Genomic DNA, 21080 nt, shown 5'->3' on the forward strand with positions numbered 1-21080 from the left:
TATTGATTTTCAATAACAAAGTTATGAAAATATTCCAAAAATGGGGCAAAACATATCCTTTTTTGTTTCAAAAATGGGGCAAAAGTGGTTCGATTTTGTTCCAAAAAGGGGGCAAGATAGACTGTTGTACTCAAATTGTTGCAGCAGCTCTATAAAGTAGACACTAAAAAAGTTACTCGTTTTTCTTCTTATTGCCAACTTTCATCAGAGCAAGTCCGATGACAATCCAGACCATTTCGCGCACGCGGGTAATCAATGCAGCATAGACTCCGTAAGCGCCGGAGAGGGAAAGACCGCCTACGGCGAGGGCGAATCCGCCTTCACGTCCGCCTAACTGCATCGGCAAGAAGAATAAAAGATTAGCGAGCAAAGAGGAGAAAGCGGCAATCAGGCAGCAGTCGGCAAAGCTGACGTTCGTTGTCAATACGTTCAGTATCAGCCATATTTCAAGGCAGCTAACGACACGGGCTGTATATTCGAGAAAGAGGGCTGCGTAAAAGGTACGTTTCTTTTGCTGGTGGAGAAGGGCGATTTGTGTATCTATATTTTCAAGTTTTTCCCGGTGAGTTTCGGCAAAGCGGAGCACTTTCTTTTTCAAGAAAGGGATATGGCTGCCCATGCGGACACAGGCTACTGCCATTCCGTGGCGATAACCTTTTATAAAAAGGATGGTAATCAGCAGGCAGAATAGGGTGATAGCTGCTAAGATAATGCCCATCACCCACCCTACCGGATACAGGCAGACGTAGAGCAGCACGGAACTTAGCCAAAAGCAAAAGTGGGAAAAGATATGCATCATCACATAGAGAATCACGGAAGATGTGGCTCTTTCTATGCCGACGTAAGGTTTCAGTTCCATGATACGATACGGCTCACCGCCCATCAGTCCGACGGGGGTCACATAATTGAGCGCGAAGCCCGTGACGGTAAATTTGTAGAGCCGGGCAAATGAGAAACCGGTCTTGCCACCACTACGGATGATGATATACCACGAGGTGGTATTAATAAGGTAGACGAATAGCCATAGTAGTAAAATCAAGGGTAAATATATTCCCGCACGCTTCAAGTTCGCCCAAAGTTCCTGATAATCCATGTCAAAAGTGAATATCATTATCAGGACGGCGATGATGCCGAAGGCGAGGAATATATTGCGGTATTTGTTCTTCACTTATACACTTGTTTACACATCGGCAGTCGCAACTGCCGAATTTTCCATTATAGAATATCTAAAATATAATTGCAGATACTACTACTTTATATATGTATAGTATCTGTCGAAGAATCTTCGGAATGCCGGGATTTTCATCAATACATATTCGAATATCAGCCAGCCTGCCAATGCGCATGAGATGCCAAGCAATACGTCGATAATATAGTGATGGCAGGAATAAACGGCTGTTCCCCAGATGCCTGCCATAATGATAGAGAAGAGGGTAATGACATACCATTTGCATTTGCCGATGATGGCATATACCAGGGCTACGACCATATAGGCCGCATGCAATGAAGGTACCGCGGCAAAAACATTCGCATTGCGCCCGTAGATAGAATCGAAGATTGATACTCCGAAGAAAGCGTCGAAGCGTCCCAAGCCCGCTACATTGCCCGGAGTGTTCAGTATCGGTTCGAAGCCGTAGTTGATGGCGTACCAAGGGGGAGCGGCAGGGTGGATATAATAACCGGCGAAACCGATTAAGTTGACGAAAAGGAATACCATGGCAAAGCGAAGGTACGTTTTTCTCTCCTTCTTGAAGTACAGGCAAAGGCCGAACAAAATGGGGACGGGAACCCAGCAGAGGTAGAAGATTCCGGCAAAGACGTCGGCTATCGCCCAGTTGTGCGCGGCAAAGTATTCGCAGGGAGTGACGAGGATGCCGTTGTCCATCACGCCGAAGAGGGATTTCTCCAGGTTGTAAAGTCCTGCCACGTCAATCGGGTTCACTTCGTAGTTGGGACAGATACGCATCCAGTCATATGAGATTCCGAAAATAGCGAAAGGCAACAGGGCTACTGCCAGTTTGCGGGTAGGCAGTCCGGCAAAGAATAAGACCAGGTAGAGTATCGCCATCAGCAAGTGCTCGGAACGAAGTCCGATGAAAATGCTCGTCAATAAAAGAAAGAGGGCCATGATGACCAGGACGGTAAGGGCTTCTCTCTTCGATGGCTTTTGAATGTTCTTTATCATTATAAGATTGCGTTTATGTGCCAATCAGAAAATATGCCGGTCTTTTCCTGACTGGCGTACCAACTTATCGGCATATTGAATAATTATTCTTTCATTGCTTTGTAGCAATGTCTCACACGCGCAAAGGCTGTGATATTGGCTAATACAGCAACTAAAGTCAGAGGAACGATTAATATCAGAATCGGTTCGAAAGCGGTGATGTCTTTAAATACGCCACAAAATAAAGCACCGAGACTGGTCAGCACCACGCGTTCGGGGCGTTGCATGAATCCTACCTTACATTCTATCCCCAAGCCTTCGGCACGTGCACGGACGTAACTTACCATCAATGAACCGATAAGCGCCACGAAAGCGATAAGTGCATAAAGGAAATAATCTTTCATTGACAGGTAGTAGCAGATACCGAAGAAAGTCATCAGTTCGCTGTAACGGTCGAGCACCGAGTCGTAAAGCGCGCCGAATTTGGAACTCATGTTACCCAGGCGGGCTACACGTCCGTCCATCATATCGAACAGTCCGGCAAACAGAATCACACCGCCTGCCCATCCGATGATGGCAAGGTCGTTTTCTCCACCATAGATTCCGGCATAAACGAACATACCCGCCGCTACCACATTCAGGATAAATCCGGTAGTGGTGATGAAGTTGGGAGTGATTCCTATTTTAATCATCCCGTGTATCAAAGGATTGATAATCTTATAAATCAGCTGTTGTAAATAATCTCTGTAATTCATGTGTCTAAATCTGTTTATATCTAAATCTTCTGTTTATTTCAAGTTCTTCAATTTCTTCAGTCTCTTCTTCCGAACAAGCTCCTTATGTCTATATTACGGTAAACAAAGAGACGCTGCATATTATAATTCCAGAACAGCGCGACGATTACCGCCACTACCACCTTGGGTATAATGAAAAAATCACCGAAATAGAGACTGAGCGTATCCCGCACCCAGGGAATCTTCGCCAAAGACTCCGTCAGCGCATATGTCCCCCATGTGTTCAGCCAAACGCTGCAAAGCCACACAATGACAAACTTGGCAGCCACATTCGTTTTTTTGCCTTTCGACTTAAATGTCCATTTATAATTAATGATGCAATTGACAATTCCCCCGTAGATGGCACCCGCCAAGGTAGCATATACATAGTAGACATCGAACAGCCTTACCAGAAGAATCGTTACGAGAAAGTCTGCAATGGTTGCCATCTGAGCAGAAAGCTGTGCCCTCAAAAACATGAAGAAGCCGCCTTTCTGGGAAATCATCCGCGCAATCTTTTTCAGCCAATCACCCATCTCGCTCCCACTAACAAAATAAAACTATACACTCCCGCCAAAATATCGTCCATCATAACCCCTACTCCACCTTTCAGGCTCTCCATCTTGCGGACGCCAAGCGGTTTGGCAATATCAAATGCACGGAACAGGACAAAAGCCGCGATGACGTACCAAAACCAGTTCTCATCATTCGGTACAGCCAGCAACGGTATCCACACTCCCACCATCTCGTCTACTACCACGCGCGAAGGGTCTTCCCCCCAATAAGGCTCCAACTTGTCCGCAGCCCAGATGCCGGCGAATGTAAATACAATCACCAAAACGGCGGTAATCCATAAAACGGTAGTAAAGGGAAACAGGAAATAAAGTGCAATCCAAATGATAGAAGCCAACAACGCCCCAGCCGTGCCGGGAGCAAAAGGAGAAAAACCGGAGCCAAAGCCCGTGCCTATAAAAACAGGTAGAAAGGAAGGTCGTTTCATTATTTGCAATAGAGTGTATAAGAATAACAAAACTTTCCCCTTGCTGAAGAAGGGGAAAGTTTATATATTTTTCAGGAACATCTTCCCGAATTAAGCCAAATAATCAGGTTCTTTTTCACCGATCATGTTACGCAATGTCTGTTTTACCATTCTCCATTGAGTGAACAAGTCGTGTTCCGGCTGGTGCTCGAAATCGTGCATCGGGCTCTTGCAGAAGAATGACAGCCAGGTCTGGATGCCACACATACCTGCACGCATTGCCAGGTCACTGAACAATACGAGGTCGAGTGCGATAGGAGCGGCAAGGATAGAGTCGCGGCAAAGGAAGTTCACCTTGATTTCCATCGGGTAACCCATCCATCCGAAGATGTCGATATTGTCCCATGCCTCTTTGTTGTCCTTGCGGGGCGGATAGTAGTTGATACGTACTTTATGGTAAACGTCTCCGTAGAGATCAGGATATTTTTCGGGTTCGAAGATAGTGTCGATAACAGACAGCTTGCTGACTTCTTTTGTCTTGAAGTTGTCCGGATCGTCGAGCACTTCACCGTCGCGGTTGCCGAGGATATTGGTAGAGAACCAGCCGTTCACACCCAGCATACGGGTTTTGAACATCGGAGCCAATACGGTTTTCATCAATGTCTGACCGCTCTTGAAGTCCTTGCCTGAGATAGGCACTTGCTTTTGCTTGGAAAATTCCCACATGGCAGGAGTATCTACGCACAAGTTGGGAGCACCCATTACGAACGGAGCATCTTCTGCGATAGCGGCATATGCATAACACATACTCGGAGAAATCACTTCGGTATTGTTTTCCTTCATTGCTTTTTCCAAAGCAGCGAGTGACATGTGCTCGTCAGACAATGGAATGTAGATTTCAGTACTTGCAGCCCAAAGCACAACGACGCGTTCGCAGTTGTTGGCAGCCTTGAAGTCGCGGATATCCTGGCGAAGTTGTTCCACCATTTCCCAGCGGGTAGCAGCTTTCTTGATATGTGTTCCGTTCAGACGTTTTGCCCAGTTGTGGTCGAAAGCAGCCGGCATCGGTTTGATGGCTTCCAATTCGTCTTTCACTCCGTTCAGGTCTTTTTCTTTCAAGACCTCAGCGTACATAGCAGCTTCGTATGCGTTGTCCGGGAAAATGTCCCATCCGCCGAAAACAATGTCGTTCAAATCCGTCAAAGGCACAACGTCCTTGATGAGTTTTTCTTCGTTGTTTTCCATGCGCATTGTGGCTAACTGGGTAATAGATCCTATCGGTTTTGCCAGTCCCTTGCGAGAGGCTAGTGTACCTACAATCATTGTGGTGGCAACTGCACCGCCGACTCCAACTACCAACACACCGAGACGTCCGGTAGCGGGTTTAATTTCTTGTTTCATTTCTATTCTATTAAAATTAAACTAAAATTGATGCAAAAATAAGATTAATTAATTACTAAAACGAGCTTTGTTTGCTATATAAACATTGCAATTAGCAGGATTTAACTTTTAAAAGGTCATGTGGAGACTTATTCTCAAACCGGACTTGTCGATTCCCGGAGAATCGCGGTAAGTAAGCCGCCACACGTATTCCAAACGTAATACCTTAAAAATGTTTTCAATACCTATCCCGGCTTCTACGTAAGGCGTTTTTCCCATTGTACGGGTATCCGCAATCGGAAAAGCGAACAAATCATCACTGAAAGCGGGATTGTTCTTGTCGCTCAAATGTCCGTACAGCCCACGACAGGAAACTATTTCACGCCATTTCAGTTTTCTCAACAACGGCACGCGGTCGAACAACCACCCGTTGAGGAAATAGGTAACATCCCATGAGAAGTACTCATCGTTCATAAACCCCATTGTGTTCATCAATGAGTAAGATTCTACCGGATGGTATAGGAAAGGTTGGCATTGACGGGAAAGATACGGGTATTTAAACTCCCCCAAAAGGTCTGTTTGGCGGAGGAACTGTTCTTATTTGACACAATTAAGGAAAAACAATCCGGAATCTGGTCAATCCGTCGGCATAAGTCCGCAAGGAGAAGGTGCATCCATGGCGCATCAGTACTTCGCGGATAAAGATAAGGCCGATGCCCTGACCGTTCGGTTTGGTGGAGAAGAATGGGCTGAACAGTTTCGCTTCCGTTTCTTTGCTGATGCCTTTGCCGTTGTCTGTGATTTCGATAGTGGCGGGAGACAGGGTACGGATGATGATTTCGCCGTCTGTTTCGATGCTTTCGGCGGCGTTCTTGATGATGTTCACAAGTACTTGCTCGAAAAGGGCGGCGTCCAGCATGACATCTTTCAGGTCTTCGTCTATTTTCAGACGGAGCTTGATACGGCAGTCGTTGCACATACCTTCCATGAAGCGTTTGCAGGTAAAAGCCAGATCGTTCAGGTTGACGGGCGAGACGGTGGGTTCGGGTATCTTCACAACGTCGGCAAAGCGGGTGATGAAACGGCTCATGGAGAAGCAGCGTTCGGTGCATACACGCATCACGTCGCAGATGTCGTCCATACCTTCTTCGGTGGAGAGGGCTTGTTCTACGGTGTCCAGCGTGGAAGTGATGCCGGCAGTCGTGTTGTTCACTTCATGGGCTATCATGCGGATTACCTTCTCGTAGGCTTTCTTTTCGGCTTTCATCACTTCGTCCGTCAGGCTTTCGACGAGGAAGAAAGGGTGTTGGAATCCATGGTCGATAAAGGAAGAGTGAGTGCAACGGTAGATATTGGAGTCGTTCAGGCGGACGGTGGTTGTCGCGCCTTTCGGAACGTTGGCAAGTTCCATGGCTAGCGGGGAGTCTATCTCGTTCATCTTCTTGCCTTGCACGTCTTCCGGGCGGACACCCAGCATTTTCAATGCCATCGGGTTGAGTTGCGAGAGGTCGTCGTCAAGGGTGGTGATAATGACGCCCATCGGGGAAGCGTTAATCAGTAAGTCGAGGAAATGATTCTGTTCGCGCAGGCGGAGACGTTCGTTCTTGAGTTGCTCCATCATACGGTTGAAGACATTCACGACACGGTCGGCTTCGTATTGTCCCACCGGGCTCAGGCGGCTGCTGAAATCCTGCTCACGCAGCAAGTCCATGCCGCTTTCGATGGTATTTAAAGGTTTTATGAGCTTCCGATAGAAGAATGCCAGATAAATGAGGATGAAGAGTACCAGTCCCTCACCTATGTAGAAGAAGAGCGTGTTCTGTTGGCTGGAAAGGAACAGCAATATGCCGCCCAGTGCCAGCAACAAGAAGACGAGGATGAAAAATAGTCCTTTTATACGCACGCTTATCTGTGGTTAATGGTTAATCCTATACAGTAATATTATATTTTTCGAGACGACGGTAGAGTGCGGCACGGCTGATGCCTAATGCCGTAGCTACCTGGCTCAAATTTCCTTTGTAACGTTCCAACGCCTGAAGAATGGTCTGGCGTTCTATCTCGTCCAATGTCATACCTGCCAGAGATGCGCTTTCGGCTGCTTTTACGTCATCGTGGCGAATGTACTGGGCGTCGAAGTCGGAAGCGTCGAGAAGCGGTTTGCCGCTTACCAGTATGGTTCGTTCTACCAGATTCTTGAGTTCACGGATATTTCCGGGGAAAGGCAAACGGCTCAGGAATTGCATGGCGTCGGCGGAGAAGTCCGTGTGAGGCAGTCCGTTGGCTGCGGCTTGGCGGTCGGCAAAGTGACGTGCCAGCAGCGGGATATCTTCACGACGTTCACGCAAGGCGGGCAGTTTTACTGTTATCAGGTTAATGCGGTAGAACAGGTCTTCACGGAAAGAACGTTCGCCCACCATCTTATGCAACTCGGCGTTGGTGGCGGAGACTACACGGATGTCGGTCTTGCGGGGGCGACTGTCGCCGAGCACCTCAAAGGTCTGGTCTTGCAATACACGCAGCAGTTTCACCTGGCAGGAAGGGTCGAGGTCACCGATTTCATCCAGGAAGATGGTGCCTTTGTCCGCCATCTCGAAACGTCCGATACGGTCAGCGGAAGCATCGGTGAAAGCTCCTTTCTTATGACCGAACATTTCGCTCTCGAACAGGCTTTGAGAGATACCGCCCAGATTGACTTTCACAAACGGGTGCTTAGCACGCTGGCTGTTGATATGGATAGCTTCGGCTATGAGTTCCTTACCTGTGCCGCTCTCGCCCGTGATTAGTACGGAAGCGTTGGTCTTTGCGATGCGGGCGATAGTGTTCAGTACGTCCGTCAGCCCCTGGCTGCGCCCGATGATGTGGCTGCGGTCGAAGGAGTCGCTTTGTTCCTGCGTAGCTTCTTTGGAAGTCGCCGAGAGTTCCAGGGCGGTTTCGATACGTCGCAACAGGGCGGCGTTGTTCCAGGGTTTTGTGATGAAGTCGAAGGCGCCTGCCTGCATTCCCTGCACGGCAAGTTGGATGCTTCCCCAGGCGGTCATCAATATCACCGGGGTTTCGGGGCGGAATATCTTTACTTGTTTGAGCAGCGTCAATCCTTCTTCGCCTGTCGTGGAAAGGGTGAAATTCATATCCATCAGGATTAAATCGGGAGTTGCGGAACGCACCACGTCCATGGCTTCCCGGGGAGAGGGAACTGCCTGCGCTTCATATCCCGCCCGTTTCAGCATAAAGTTGAGTGAAGAGCGCACTACACTGTCATCGTCAATTATCAGAATCATGATTCATGTTCTTTATTTATCAAAGGAAGCATTCTTGTGTTTTACAATACTGCAAATCTACAAAAAATAACCAACCATTTTCATGCTTTTCACTTTTTATTGCCGGATGATTTCATCAAAATCAGCTTCCAGTTCAGTGTTGGTACGGAAATCCCAAAGCGTCAGGCTGCGGATTTGATAGAAATAATACCAATAATAATAAAGTTCGGAAATATGTTTTTGTCTCGCCTGGTCTTTGGAGTTCTGCGCGTCGTTCAGGTCGAGGGTATTAATCTTGCCTATCAGGAAGGTTTCGATACTGGTCTTGTAGCGTTGCCGGGCGATGGCGTCGGCTTCTTTGGCGATAGTCAACTGTTGCGCCTGGTTATTAAAATGTTCCACCAGCAGGAAAATATCCTGATTGAAGTTTATCTGTTCCTGGCGAATCTTTGAAAGGACCACGTCACGGTTGCTCTTGGCTACACGAACTTTGCCGCGGCGTTTTCCCCAATCCAGGATAGGTATTTTGACACCTACCTGCACTATCTGGTTATCTTGCAGGTTTTTATAGACGGTGGGGAAGTTACGGTTTTCTCCGGTATATCCTATGCTGGCAAAGAGGTCGACGCTGCGCAGGTTGCCGCGTGCCGTAGCCACTTCATAGTCGGCTTCCAACTGGCGGCGACGGATATTCTGCGCGAATGAGTTACGTTCGAGCGCTTTGTTCAATACCGTATTATATTCCATCTTTGAGCCGTCTACGGCTTCGGGAATGACGGGGCGGAGTATCTCATCCTCTCCTACTCCCAGGAAAGCACGGAGCTGGAACATCTTGGCATTAAGGTCGCTCTCCGCTTCCGTCAAAGCAGCTTTCGCGTTCAGGGCGGAAAGCTTGAGTTGCAGGAGTTCGTTTTCGGAAATCTGCCCCATCTTCCGTTTGGCAAGGGCTACTTCGTAGAGGTGGTCGGCATTCTTCCGGTTCTGTTGGGCGGTGCTCAGGTTCTCGCGTGCCAGCAGGAGATTGAAGTAATAGGTGATGGCGCGCATCGTCACTTCTTCGGTAGCGGTGATGAAAGCGGCTTTCGCTTCGGCATAACGCACCGGTTCGATGCGCCTGTCCCACTTGATGTTGTTCACTCCGAAGATGGGTTGGGTAAGTTTCAGGGTTACGGGGACGGACATGAACTGGCGGTCGCCGTCGGAACCGAGCTGCTTCATATAGTCGAGAGAGGAAGTCAGGGAGAGTTTACCACCCGTCAGCCAGATGTTCTGGTCGATGGAAAGTTCACCGGAAAGCCCCAGCGCACTGTTGCGGACGAAGCTGTAGGAACCGTTGGAGTTCTGGTAGGAGCTGTATGACTTGTTGTAATTGGGCAAAGTGCCGGTAAGGTTGACTTCCGGCAGAAGGTCGGCACGGAAGGTACGGTATTCCCAATAGGCGGTTTTCAGTTCATTCAGGGCAACAGCCGCATCAACGGATTGCGAACGTGCCATTGCGATGGCTTCATTTAAGGTTATCTCCCTTTCTGTCTGTCCTTCTTTCTGTGCCGACAATGCCAATGGAAGGCAAGCTGCGGCAAGGGCTACTAATATACTTTTCTTTTTCATTATGCACAGTATTTTCCACTAAAGGAGAATCAAACGATGTGCCAAAAGAATAAGCTATTTATTTTCAACCGATTATAAAATAAATATAGTGTTCATTTTCGAACACTATACACAAAAACGGACGTTCGGGTTTATTCGCAATAGTTGGGAAGACGCACTGTGAAGCGGGTACCTTTACCCACTTCGGAAGTCACGGAGATAGAGCCTTTCAAGCGTTCGACAATAGTCTGGCAGATACTCAATCCCAGTCCTGCACCTTGTGTAAAGTTATCGACTTTATAGAACCGTTCGAAGATATGCCGGATACCTTCTTCCGAGATGCCGACTCCGGTATCTTCGACAAAGATACGGGTATATCCGGGTTCTTCGTCTTCTTCGTAGCCGAAGGTGATAAATCCGCTGCTCGTAAATTTAGCAGCGTTATTAATCAGGTTATTGACTACCTGCTGCAGGCGGACATTATCCGTTTTCAGATATTTCTTGTCGCTTTCGGGCATACGCAATACCAGTTCTACGCCCGATGGCATATTCAGCCGTTGCGAATCGTGGACAGTCTTTAAAAGTAAAGGCAGGTTGTGCTCTGCAAACACAAATTCCATCGTTCCGGACTCGATACGGGACAGGTCAAGAATATCGTTAATCAATGCCAGCAGCAAACCGCAGTTCTTATTAATAGTCGCGATAAACTGGGAGACTTCTTCTTCCGTGAAACTGCTTGTGTCACTCAATAAATCGGAGAAGCCTACGATGGCATTCAACGGGGTGCGAATCTCGTGGCTCATATTGGCCAGGAAAGCGGATTTCAACTTGTCTGCTTGAAGAGCTTTGTCGCGCGCTTCCCGCATTTCCTGTTCGGCCGTCTTATACCGCTGGATGCTTTGGCATACCCCCAATATGCTGTACAGTGAATCCTGCGTCAGACCACTGATAGCGGAAGAACGGTATTCCCACCACTCATATTCGCCATTCGCATTAAGCTGGCGGAAACTCAGACGAGGATTACTGTTGCCCCCTGCCAATGCTTTATCAAACTGCGGAATGATTTCCTTCAAATCATCCGGATGGATAGTACGGTTCATCTCCTCACGAGTGATAGTAGTGACTGATTCGTCATATCCCATCCGTACAAGGAAACCTTGCGGGAAAATAAAACAATTGGCTTTCATATCAAACTGCCAGGGGTATATGGAACTCCCGTCCAATGCCATATCAAAGAAACGCTTCTGCATTTCTTCATCCGAGATATTACGCGCAGAAAGAGCCATACCCGTAATGCCCACTTTCGAAAGAATCGGGACTATCTCACCGGATACCGGGAAGTAATTATCACCGTGCACCTCTTTCATAAAAGAACCTTGGGGTATCTGCACGCTTTCTCCCGTACGGGCTACCCGTTTCAACATTTCATGAAGAATGTCCTGCCCTTCATTATAAATATTGAAAATACTGCCTGCCATCATACCTTCATAAAAACGTCCGCCCGATTCGTACGGCAGATGGAGCATTCTCAATAAAGAACGGTTCGTGAAATGGATATGCAAGTCAGTATCATACGTTATCACGCCATCACGGATGGAGTGGAAGACATTATCAAATTCATTGCGCTGTTCTACCAGTTTGTTCTGTACCAGCAGGCGGGTCTGTGCTTGCACACGTCGTTTGGATTCGCGACGGTTGGCACGCATCAGCCATACGACAGATGCTATCAGCAAGGCCAGGATGGACGGATAAAGAAGGATAAAGAGGAATTTGTATTTCTCCCAATAGGGTTCGTTGACAATGGTTCCGCCGATGGCAGTCGCTTTATCAGGATTGACGTGGAAAAATTCCAGTTGCTTGTAGTCGTATATAAATCCCTGTGGGGCTTCCGTTACTCCGATATGCAGGGGGGATGTGCCCTTCAATACTTGTGAAGCTCTTTGACCTGCCAGTAACGCAGAAGCATAGGCATCACTGTCATAGGCGCAAAACACCCCGTTGGTCAACCCTACATTCTGGCTTGAAAAGACCGGAGCTTTGGAGTTCTTGCCTACGAACGAGAGGAAAGGAGACCATTTGGGAACTATCACAATACGACCGTAGCTATTGCGCGGATAACAAATCGCAGCAATAATGTGACTGGTGGTATAATTCTGAGTATTATAGACTTTCATCTCATAATCAGGGTTGTCCTGTTGGAAAGTTTTCCACTCTTCTTCAAAGTCGTCACGACCTTTATTACTCAGAAAGCTATTGTCTATCACGCAAATAACTTCTTTCCGCCGGGGAAATATCTTTTGCGCATGACGCAAGATGACATCAAAATCGGGGTTTGCCGTGAATCCGCAGACATTGGGATGGGTAGCAAGCAGCCTGTTGTCAGGATACTTGATGCCGAAAAAGACAACCGGAATCTGCAAAGGCAACGAGTCCCCGCATGCGAAAAGCGTATAGAAAGCCTCATCACTCGCCGTTACAATCAAATCCGTCCGACGCTCACGGGCACGCTCACAGAAACGTCGCATGATTACTTTCTCTGAATTAAATGCCCAAAAATCAGCATCCAGATATTCTGTCGTAATATTCACCTTCACCCCACTCTCTCTGAATCCTTTCACCAAACCTTGATTAAGGTCACTGTGCCAAGGAGTCTGGGAAGTATAAGACTGGATAAAGAGTATATTGAATGTACTTTCCGAAGCTGCCGCCCGGACGAGGACAGCTAAAAAGAGAACTACAAACAAGCAGTAATATCGTCTATTCATAAGCAAAAACCTGCATAGTTTTCAGTATTATGCGCACAAAGATAAGTTATTATATTGAAAACAATGCAAATAGCCTTGAATTTTTATTCCTTCCGCAATGCTTCTGCCGGCTGTCTACGGATTGCCTGGCGGACTGGAAAACAAGCATCGGACAATATCATCAAATCCATCAGGAAATAAGTGATACCGAATGTGATAAGAAAACGGATAATTCCCCAATCATAACTTCCTGTATCCGATTTATTTAATCTTCAGTTTATTCTTGTTCTTATATGCACTCATATCGTTGACAACCACCTTATCACCCGGCTGCAAACCGCCTGTCACTTCTACATATTCAAAATTGGAATCTCCTAACTGTACTTTACGCTTGACCATCTCTTTCTCGGATGTACAGACAAAAAGTTCGTATTCACCACGTCCCACATAATAAGAGCCATTAGAAATGCGCATCACGTCTTCCTTCACAGCATTCATCACATAGACATCTGTCTTCAATCCCGAACGCAAACGACGGTGATTGTCTTCCGTCAACTGAACAGTGAAGGAGATAACTCCATTCTTGGAAAGCGGTGTCACACTGCTCACGGTTCCTTCCAGTTTGTCACTGCCTATCTTCACAACTGCTTTTCCGCCTGCCGACACGCGGTCACCATACGTATCGGCAATCTCACCTTCTACTTTGAAGTGACTCAAATCAGAGATAACAGCCACCTGCTCGCCTTGCGAAATCTGCGCGCCAATCTGATTATTAATATAGGTAAGAATGGCTTTGCGGGGAGAGCGTATTTGTGCATCTTCAAAGGTACGCTTCATCTCCGCCAGACTCTTGCGGAAGATATTGAAGTCTAGTTCCTGCACTTTCAGTTCGGCGGCAGCCACTTCCTGTTCATTCTTATATTGCTGTCGGAGTTGTTCGTATTCGAGCTGCGCGACATTATAACTTAGTTCCGCCTGACGGACTTTATCCGTCGTTCCCGCTCCAAGGCTGTCCAGATAGTGTTCATTCCTCAGTTCCACTTTCATCCGGCTCAGTTTCATGGCGGAAACTTTAATCTGCATTGCCATATCGGAAAGTTTGGTCTGGCTGTTGACACGGAGCTGGTCGAGCTTATACTGACGCATTTTCTCTTCATCCAGAAGTTTCTGATACTGTGTTTCCGTACTTTGAAGGTCAAGTTTCAGAATCGGAGTGCCTACGTCCACACTATCGCCCCCCTTTTTGTAGATTTCGAGGATACGGGAATTGATAGGAGAATTGATAATCTCTTCAAATGCGGGGACTACCCTTCCCGAAGCGCTGACACTTACCTCGACCACTCCTTTATCGACCGTAGAAAGAACCAGCTCTTTCTTCTCCACCCCTGTCCTCAATACAGATATAAGCACACTAATGACAATAATCCCTGCCACCCCTATGGATGAATAACGAATTATCTTTTTATTACGTTCCTTCTTACGCACCTCTTTGGGAATTTCTCTGTCCATATCTTATCGTTTACGATTTTATCATGCATTAATCCGATATTTCATATACCAAATCTGTGCCAGAATCGTAAATCTCTGAATAAGAGCCCATAGACAAAAAGAAAGGGTGTCCGAAATCGAACACCCTGTACGGATTTACCGTTCAGAACCAGTTGATATCATTGTTACAGTTTCTTTTCCTGTTGAGGAGTTTCCTTCTTTTGTATCAAGTCTTGCCCCAAGTGGGTAGTTGCCTCAACCGCCTCCCTGTCACGGATTTCCTTTGCCTTACGGGCATAGACAATCATACGCATGGACTGGTCGTAAGTGAAATAATTCCATATCCAGTTGAGAAGAACTACTACCTTATTACGTACTCCAAGAATAGAACGCAAATGAACGACCAGCCACATTACCCAGGCAAACCACCCTTGCATCTTCACCTTACTAAATTCCGCAACGGCACGGTTACGTCCCACTGTTGCCATCGAACCCAGATTACGATAATGGAAAGGCTTCATCTCCTGTCCTTTTTCAAGGCGTATCAAGTTTTTCGCCAGCAATTCGCCTTGCTGGATAGCGACTTGTGCCAGTTGGGGATGCCCGTTCGGATAACTTTCGTCGGATGACTGGATGCATTGGTCGCCGATAGCAAACACATTATTCATTCCTTCCACACGGTTGAACGAATCGACCTTGATACGTCCGCCACGCCCTATCAACGAAGCATCCATATTTCCAATAGTCACTCCGGTGACACCACTCACCCATATAAAAGTACGCGTGGCAATCTCAGTACCATCCTCAAGTATGACTTTGTGGTCACGATAATCGGTCACACGCTTGTTCAGCAGTATATTCACACCCATTTCACGGAGAAACTTCTCCACATGGGCTGAAGAGTCTTCCGACATTCCGGCCAGCAATCTCGGTCCTGCTTCAATCAGATAGATGTGCATCAGGCTACTGGGCATATCCGGATAATCATTCGGCAATACAAACCTCTTCATTTCAGAAAGTATTCCCGCCACTTCTATGCCGGTGGCGCCACCGCCTACAATAACAATATTCAATAATTCCTGTTGTTCCTGTTTAGTGGAACAGGTAAGCGCACGTTCCAAATTCGCCAAAAGAGCATTCCGCAGTCCCATTGCTTCCGAAACGTTCTTCATCGGCATGGCTTCCTCCTCGATATGCTTGTTACCAAAGAAATTGGTAGTAGTGCCTGCCGCCAGAACCAGATAGTCGTATTCAACTTTCCCTATGGAAGTCTGGATTATATTCTTTTCCGGAAAAATGGCACGTACTTCCGCCATACGGAAATAGAAATCTTTCCGGTGCTGGAAGATTTTGCGGAAAGGGAAGGAAATAGAAGTAGGTTCCATACCCGCCGAAGCCACCTGATATATCAAAGGGGGAAACTGATGATAGTTGTTCTTATCTATCAATACGACTTGGAAGTCTGACTTTCTCAGCTTGTTAGCCAACTTCAGACCACCGAAACCACCGCCTACTATGACGACACGTTTCTTATCACTTTTTGCAATGTTCAGACTCATATTCCAATCATGTTTTATCTAAATAATAACACGCGGATGAGCCATTAAGTTTTTGCGGTATCCAACTTTTATCAAGAAGCGGCTTATCGCAGACGTAACCTGTCTCCCACCTCAGGGACATAGTCACCGTCCTTGCGGTTCATCTTATACAAGTTCTTAAGGCGGATACCATATTTCTGAGAGATGCCGTGCATGGAATCACCGTCTCTCACAATATATACAGTATGAGGTTTGGACGCTTTCTTCTTTTTGGCTTTCAGGTAGATGACATCTCCTTCCATTAAGGTATATTCGCGATGCAAGTCGTTGTACTTCACGAGCTTTTTCCAGCTAATATCCAGTTCCTTGCCCAAGTCCTGGAAAGTGTCCCCACTACGGGCAACGACATAAGCTATGTCATTGGCAATGTAAATCTGATGCGGATTCATCAGCCAGGGATTCTTTCTCAGTTTACGTTCTGAATAAACACCCTTGCGGTCATATTTATACAAGTCGTAGTCTTCAATAATCGTAATCAGACGATTGGCATAGGAAGGATCGGTGGCATAACCTGCTTTTTTCAGTCCACGCGCCCAGCCTTTATAGTCGGTTATATCCAATTTGAAAAGAAAAGCATAACGGGCACCTCTTTTGAGAAAATCGGAATGGTCTTCGTAAGAGTCACGTGGATGTTTATAGGCACGGAAACATTCGTTGCGCGCGTCATCGTCGTGACGCACCGTACGTCCCCGCCAGCTACTGCCACATTTGATGCCGAAATGGTTGTTGCTCTTTCGTGCCAACTGGCTATATCCGGCACCGCTTTCCAGCAGTCCCTGCGCCAACGTGATACTGGCGGGAATCTTATGAAGTTTCATTTGTTCGACAGCCAAGTCACTATACTTATTTATATATTCGGTATAACGGGCATTCCGTTTCTGTGCTTGCACTCCTGCGGCAAAAAAGAATACGACAGTCAAAAAGACAAGCCTATGCAATTTATTCTCCATTTTCATTCGGATGAGGATTATAGGACACAAAAATCTGAAAAATAATTGGGATTATCAATCTCTTTCCTAACTTTGTAACATTAATTGTAGAAACAAATACCTCAACGCATATGAAAGACCTCATAATTACCGCAGTTATCAAAGTATATCAATATAATGAGTTGAATGAGGCCGACCAGGCACTTATGAAAACAGCCATGGATGCAACAGCACGCAGCTATGCTCCTTATTCTCATTTCTCGGTGGGTGCCGCCGCGCTATTAGGCAACGGAACCGTTGTGACAGGAACGAATCAGGAAAATGCCGCCTATCCGTCGGGACTTTGTGCAGAACGCACAACTCTGTTCTACGCCAATTCCCGGTATCCCGAACAGCCGGTCGTTACTCTTGCCATTGCCGCAAGAACGGAAAAGGATTTTATTGACAAGCCGATTCCCCCCTGCGGTGCTTGCCGTCAAGTGATTCTGGAAACAGAACAACGATACGGACAGCCTATCCGTATCTTGCTTTACGGCAAGGAATGTATTTACGAAATAAAAAGTATAGGCGATTTACTGCCACTATCATTTGATGCATCAGCAATGGAGGACTAACTATGCTACAACAATATCACACAAAACTAAAAGGAACACTCGCGCTTACAGATTCTTATCTGACAGAGAAAGCATTGCAAAAAGAAAAAGGGCTATATAAGTTCATATGGGTACGCAACGGAAGCATCACGGTCGAGATAGACCATCAGGAGATGGTGCTTGCCAAAGATGAAGTAATTTCACTGACCCACCTGCAACATCTCGAATTTAAATCAATTGACGGAGAATACCTGACTTTGCTGTTCAACAGTAATTTCTACTGTATCTACGGAAACGACCATGAAGTATCATGCAGCGGTTTCCTCTTCAATGGTTCGTCCCATCTTATCCGTTTCACGCTGAACGAGACAGAGCGCATCGAACTGGATACCATCGCAGCAGCATTAGAAAACGAGTTCACCGTTTCCGACAGTTTGCAAGAAGAAATGCTGCGCATATTGCTGAAGCGGTTCATCATCCAGTGTACCCGGATTGCACGCCATCGCATGAATATTACCCGCGAAAAAGAATCCGGTTTCGAGATTGTACGCCAATACTATAACCTGGTTGACGAACATTATCGGACAAAGAAGCAGGTACAGGATTATGCCGATATGCTACACAAATCACCCAAGACACTATCAAATATCTTTTCGACTTGCAAACTGCCCTCTCCGCTCCGCGTGATTCACGAACGAGTGGAAGCGGAAGCCAAACGTCTCTTGCTTTACAGTAACAAAAGCGCCAAGGAAATTGCTGATATTCTAGGATTCGAAGACCAGGCTTCCTTCAGCCGTTTCTTTAAAAATATGACCGGACAGAGTGCCGGACAGTTCAGAAATACGCAAGAAGGGAAGAATTGATAAGGGATACGGAAGTATTGCCATTTTGGGGGTATCGGAAAAGCACGACCTTTGCGGTGTAAGTTAAACCAATTAAAACCCTACAAAATGAGAGAGAAATTTATCGCTTTACTGACCTTCACTTCAAGTCTGAAAAGTTTCGGTATCAAGTTTATCCGAGTAGCTATCCTGGTGGTATTCGTATGGATAGGCGGATTGAAGTATTTCCATTATGAAGCCGACGGGATTGTTCCGTTTGTGGCCAACAGTCCGTTCATGAGTTTCTTCTATGCCAAAGGAGCTCCCGAATACAAGGAACACAAAAATGCGGAAGGCGCTTTTGTACCGGAAAATCGCGCATGGCATGAAGCAAACAATACATACACTTTCTCTTATGGACTGGGAGCTCTCATCATGAGTATAGGTATCCTGGTATTCCTGGGAATCTTCTCCTCGAAAGCAGGGCTGATAGGCGATACTCTGGCTATTATCATGACGCTCGGCACCCTCTCCTTCCTCGTCACAACTCCCGAAGTATGGGTTCCCAACCTGGGAGGCGAAGAGTTCGGCTTCCCGTTACTGTCCGGCGCGGGACGATTGGTGATTAAGGATATTGTTATACTAGCCAGCGCCGTAGTACTTCTGTCCGATTCGTCACAACGCGTACTCAAAACACTTAAAAAAGACTAATCATACTACTGTAGAGAGTTCTGACTTCTTTGGGACACGGAACAAATCGTATTTCAGACTGTTATATAGTCTAATACAAATCGTTAAACAAAGAAGTTATGAAACAATATGATGCAATTATTATAGGGTTCGGCAAGGCAGGGAAAACTCTGGCTGCCGAACTTTCAAACCGAGGATGGCAGGTTGCCGTCATCGAACGCTCCGATATGATGTATGGGGGCTCTTGTCCGAACATTGCTTGTATCCCGACAAAAACCCTGATACATGAAGCGGAGATTTCTTCCCTGCTGTATTACGAAGATTTTCCGAAACAGGCAAACATGTATAAACAGGCTATTGCCCGCAAAAACCGCCTGACCTCTTTTCTCAGGGAGAGTAATTACAAAAAGTTAAGCCAACGCCCGAACGTGACTGTCTACACAGGAACAGCTTCTTTTATATCTGCCAATACCCTGAAAGTGGCACTCCCCGACGGGGATATAGAACTGCAAGGGAAAGAGATCTTCATCAATACCGGCTCTACTCCTATTATTCCGGCAATCGACGGACTCAAAGAAAGCCGACATGTGTACACCAGCGCCACTCTTTTGGATATGAATGTCCTGCCCAAACATTTGATTATCGTTGGCGGCGGATATATCGGACTGGAATTTGCGTCGATGTATACCGGATTCGGCAGTAAAGTAACTATCCTCGAAAGTGGCGACCGATTCATGCCCCGCAACGACCAGGATATTGCCCAAAGCGTCAGAGAAGTGATGGAAAGGAAAGGAATAGAAATTCATCTCAATGCCCGTGCACAGTCCATCCATGATACCAATGACGGTGTGACGCTGACTTATTCGGACGTGTCCGACAGCACTCCTTACTTTGTGGACGGTGACGCTATCCTCATCGCCACCGGACGAAAACCTATGATTGAAGGCTTGAACCTGCAAGCGGCAGGAGTGGAAGTGGATGCACACGGAGCTATCGTAGTAAACGATCAGTTGCGTACCACTGTTCCTCATGTATGGGCAATGGGCGACGTGAAGGGCGGATCGCAATTTACTTATCTTTCACTGGATGACTTCCGGATTATCCGCGACCAACTCTTCGGAGATAAAAAACGGGACATCGGCGACCGTAATCCTGTGCAGTATGCAGTATTTATCGACCCGCCGCTGGCTCACATCGGTCTCACCGAAGAAGAAGCCCTGAAAAGAGGTTATTCTTTCAAGATTTCCCGTTTACCGGCTACTTCCGTAGTCCGCTCGCGCACATTGCAACAGACGGACGGTATGCTGAAAGCTATTGTGAACAGTCACAGCGGAAAGATTATGGGATGCACGCTGTTTTGTGCCGATGCCCCGGAAATAATAAATATCGTAGCTTTGGCTATGAAGACAGGGCAAGAGACTGCTTTTCTACGCGATTTTATCTTCACTCATCCCAGCATGAGCGAAGGATTGAATCAATTATTTGATGTATAAAGACGTAGCAAAAGGGAGCAAAAGGATAAAGGCTTTCAGCGATATCGTTGAAAGCCTTCTTTCTGTATGGAAAGGTATAGCGTATGAGCCAATCAATTAGTAACAAACTTCATATAGCTTACCAGCAAACTTGTTTTGGATTAGTACTAAACTTTTTATGCACTAATCTCAAACTATAAACAAAGCTTTTGTTTTTATAAATGCAAGTTCTATTTTTATAAATGAAAGCTTTGTTTTTATAAATGCAAGTTTCATTTATAGTTTGTTATTAGTACAAAACAACTTTACTTCCTAATAACCGGAACTTTCTTATTAATGGAAAGCAACTTTTCTCTTAATGTTCTGTACATGATTTACGGCTAGTTTGAAAAGCTACAATAGTAGGAATAGAAGAATTACCAGCTTCGTGTAAGCCATAAAGTCTGCAAAACGAACAAATAGAATCTGTAAACCAAGCAAACAGAGGTTCTAAATTAAGCAAATAGAGCCTCTGAATTAAGTAAATAGAGGCTCTGATTTGAGTAAACAGAACTTCTAAAAAAACATTTCTGCCGAAACTGCATCGGATTTTACCGGAAAGTGTT

General features: G+C 46.3%; 17 protein-coding genes and 2 pseudogenes. 4 read left to right on the top strand and 15 right to left on the bottom strand.

Annotated features, from left to right (window positions below; all coding sequences use genetic code 11):
• Positions 1-172: 172 nt before the first annotated feature.
• The 15 genes and pseudogenes from ACGHVY_RS12165 to ACGHVY_RS12235 all read right to left on the bottom strand — a co-directional run bounded on the left by ACGHVY_RS12165 (position 173) and on the right by ACGHVY_RS12235 (position 16920).
• The gene (locus ACGHVY_RS12165) at positions 173-1168 is read right to left on the bottom strand and encodes a lysylphosphatidylglycerol synthase transmembrane domain-containing protein (RefSeq protein ID WP_390599301.1); all 996 of its coding nucleotides are present in this window, start codon (positions 1166-1168) and stop codon (positions 173-175) included.
• Positions 1169-1249: 81 nt separating this feature from the next.
• Positions 1250-2185, bottom strand: coding sequence for a phosphatase PAP2 family protein (locus ACGHVY_RS12170; protein WP_390599302.1), 936 nt, complete (start codon positions 2183-2185; stop codon positions 1250-1252).
• An 83-nt stretch (positions 2186-2268) separates the two neighbouring features.
• Positions 2269-2919: a CDP-alcohol phosphatidyltransferase family protein gene (locus tag ACGHVY_RS12175; protein ID WP_308746548.1), complete on the bottom strand. Its 651-nt coding sequence runs from the start codon at positions 2917-2919 to the stop codon at positions 2269-2271.
• A 56-nt stretch (positions 2920-2975) separates the two neighbouring features.
• Entirely contained in the window at positions 2976-3443 is a 468-nt protein-coding gene (locus tag ACGHVY_RS12180; RefSeq protein ID WP_308746547.1) for a GtrA family protein, read from the bottom strand.
• Positions 3444-3457: 14 nt separating this feature from the next.
• Complete coding sequence (locus ACGHVY_RS12185) at positions 3458-3937, bottom strand: phosphatidylglycerophosphatase A (RefSeq protein ID WP_167966379.1); 480 nt, start codon at positions 3935-3937, stop codon at positions 3458-3460.
• Positions 3938-4027: 90 nt separating this feature from the next.
• The gene (locus tag ACGHVY_RS12190) at positions 4028-5317 is read right to left on the bottom strand and encodes an inositol-3-phosphate synthase (protein ID WP_308746546.1); all 1290 of its coding nucleotides are present in this window, start codon (positions 5315-5317) and stop codon (positions 4028-4030) included.
• Between the two features lie 108 nt (positions 5318-5425).
• A pseudogene (locus ACGHVY_RS12195) lies at positions 5426-5832 on the bottom strand (carboxypeptidase-like regulatory domain-containing protein); the annotation flags it as partial.
• Positions 5833-5906: 74 nt separating this feature from the next.
• The gene (locus ACGHVY_RS12200) at positions 5907-7199 is read right to left on the bottom strand and encodes a sensor histidine kinase (protein WP_390599303.1); all 1293 of its coding nucleotides are present in this window, start codon (positions 7197-7199) and stop codon (positions 5907-5909) included.
• Positions 7200-7224: 25 nt separating this feature from the next.
• Positions 7225-8574, bottom strand: coding sequence for a sigma-54-dependent transcriptional regulator (locus tag ACGHVY_RS12205; protein WP_390599304.1), 1350 nt, complete (start codon positions 8572-8574; stop codon positions 7225-7227).
• 96 nt (positions 8575-8670) lie between these two features.
• On the bottom strand, positions 8671-10161 hold the full coding sequence (locus tag ACGHVY_RS12210) for a TolC family protein (protein ID WP_390599305.1): 1491 nt from the start codon (positions 10159-10161) through the stop codon (positions 8671-8673).
• A gap of 131 nt (positions 10162-10292) precedes the next feature.
• A complete protein-coding gene (locus tag ACGHVY_RS12215) occupies positions 10293-12905 on the bottom strand; it encodes an ATP-binding protein (protein WP_390599306.1) in 2613 nt (870 codons plus the stop codon).
• Between the two features lie 83 nt (positions 12906-12988).
• Positions 12989-13135: pseudogene (locus tag ACGHVY_RS12220) on the bottom strand (ABC transporter permease); the annotation flags it as partial.
• 10 nt (positions 13136-13145) lie between these two features.
• The gene (locus ACGHVY_RS12225) at positions 13146-14393 is read right to left on the bottom strand and encodes an efflux RND transporter periplasmic adaptor subunit (RefSeq protein WP_390599307.1); all 1248 of its coding nucleotides are present in this window, start codon (positions 14391-14393) and stop codon (positions 13146-13148) included.
• A gap of 164 nt (positions 14394-14557) precedes the next feature.
• Positions 14558-15931, bottom strand: a complete 1374-nt coding sequence (locus ACGHVY_RS12230; RefSeq protein WP_390599308.1) for an NAD(P)/FAD-dependent oxidoreductase — start codon at positions 15929-15931, stop codon at positions 14558-14560.
• An 83-nt stretch (positions 15932-16014) separates the two neighbouring features.
• A complete protein-coding gene (locus tag ACGHVY_RS12235) occupies positions 16015-16920 on the bottom strand; it encodes a glucosaminidase domain-containing protein (protein WP_308746554.1) in 906 nt (301 codons plus the stop codon).
• 110 nt (positions 16921-17030) lie between these two features.
• Between ACGHVY_RS12235 and cdd the strand changes: the two genes are divergently transcribed.
• From cdd to ACGHVY_RS12255, 4 genes are all read left to right on the top strand, one after another.
• The gene (gene cdd / locus ACGHVY_RS12240; RefSeq protein WP_390599309.1) at positions 17031-17513 is read left to right on the top strand and encodes a cytidine deaminase; all 483 of its coding nucleotides are present in this window, start codon (positions 17031-17033) and stop codon (positions 17511-17513) included.
• Positions 17514-17515: 2 nt separating this feature from the next.
• A complete protein-coding gene (locus tag ACGHVY_RS12245) occupies positions 17516-18355 on the top strand; it encodes a helix-turn-helix domain-containing protein (protein WP_308746538.1) in 840 nt (279 codons plus the stop codon).
• Between the two features lie 87 nt (positions 18356-18442).
• Positions 18443-19024, top strand: a complete 582-nt coding sequence (locus tag ACGHVY_RS12250; protein ID WP_308746537.1) for a DUF417 family protein — start codon at positions 18443-18445, stop codon at positions 19022-19024.
• Positions 19025-19122: 98 nt separating this feature from the next.
• Positions 19123-20496, top strand: a complete 1374-nt coding sequence (locus tag ACGHVY_RS12255; protein WP_390599310.1) for an FAD-dependent oxidoreductase — start codon at positions 19123-19125, stop codon at positions 20494-20496.
• Positions 20497-21080: the final 584 nt, after the last annotated feature.

Origin of the sequence: Bacteroides sp. f07 (assembly GCF_042854785.1) — a bacterium.
Lineage (GTDB): Bacteria > Bacteroidota > Bacteroidia > Bacteroidales > Bacteroidaceae > Bacteroides.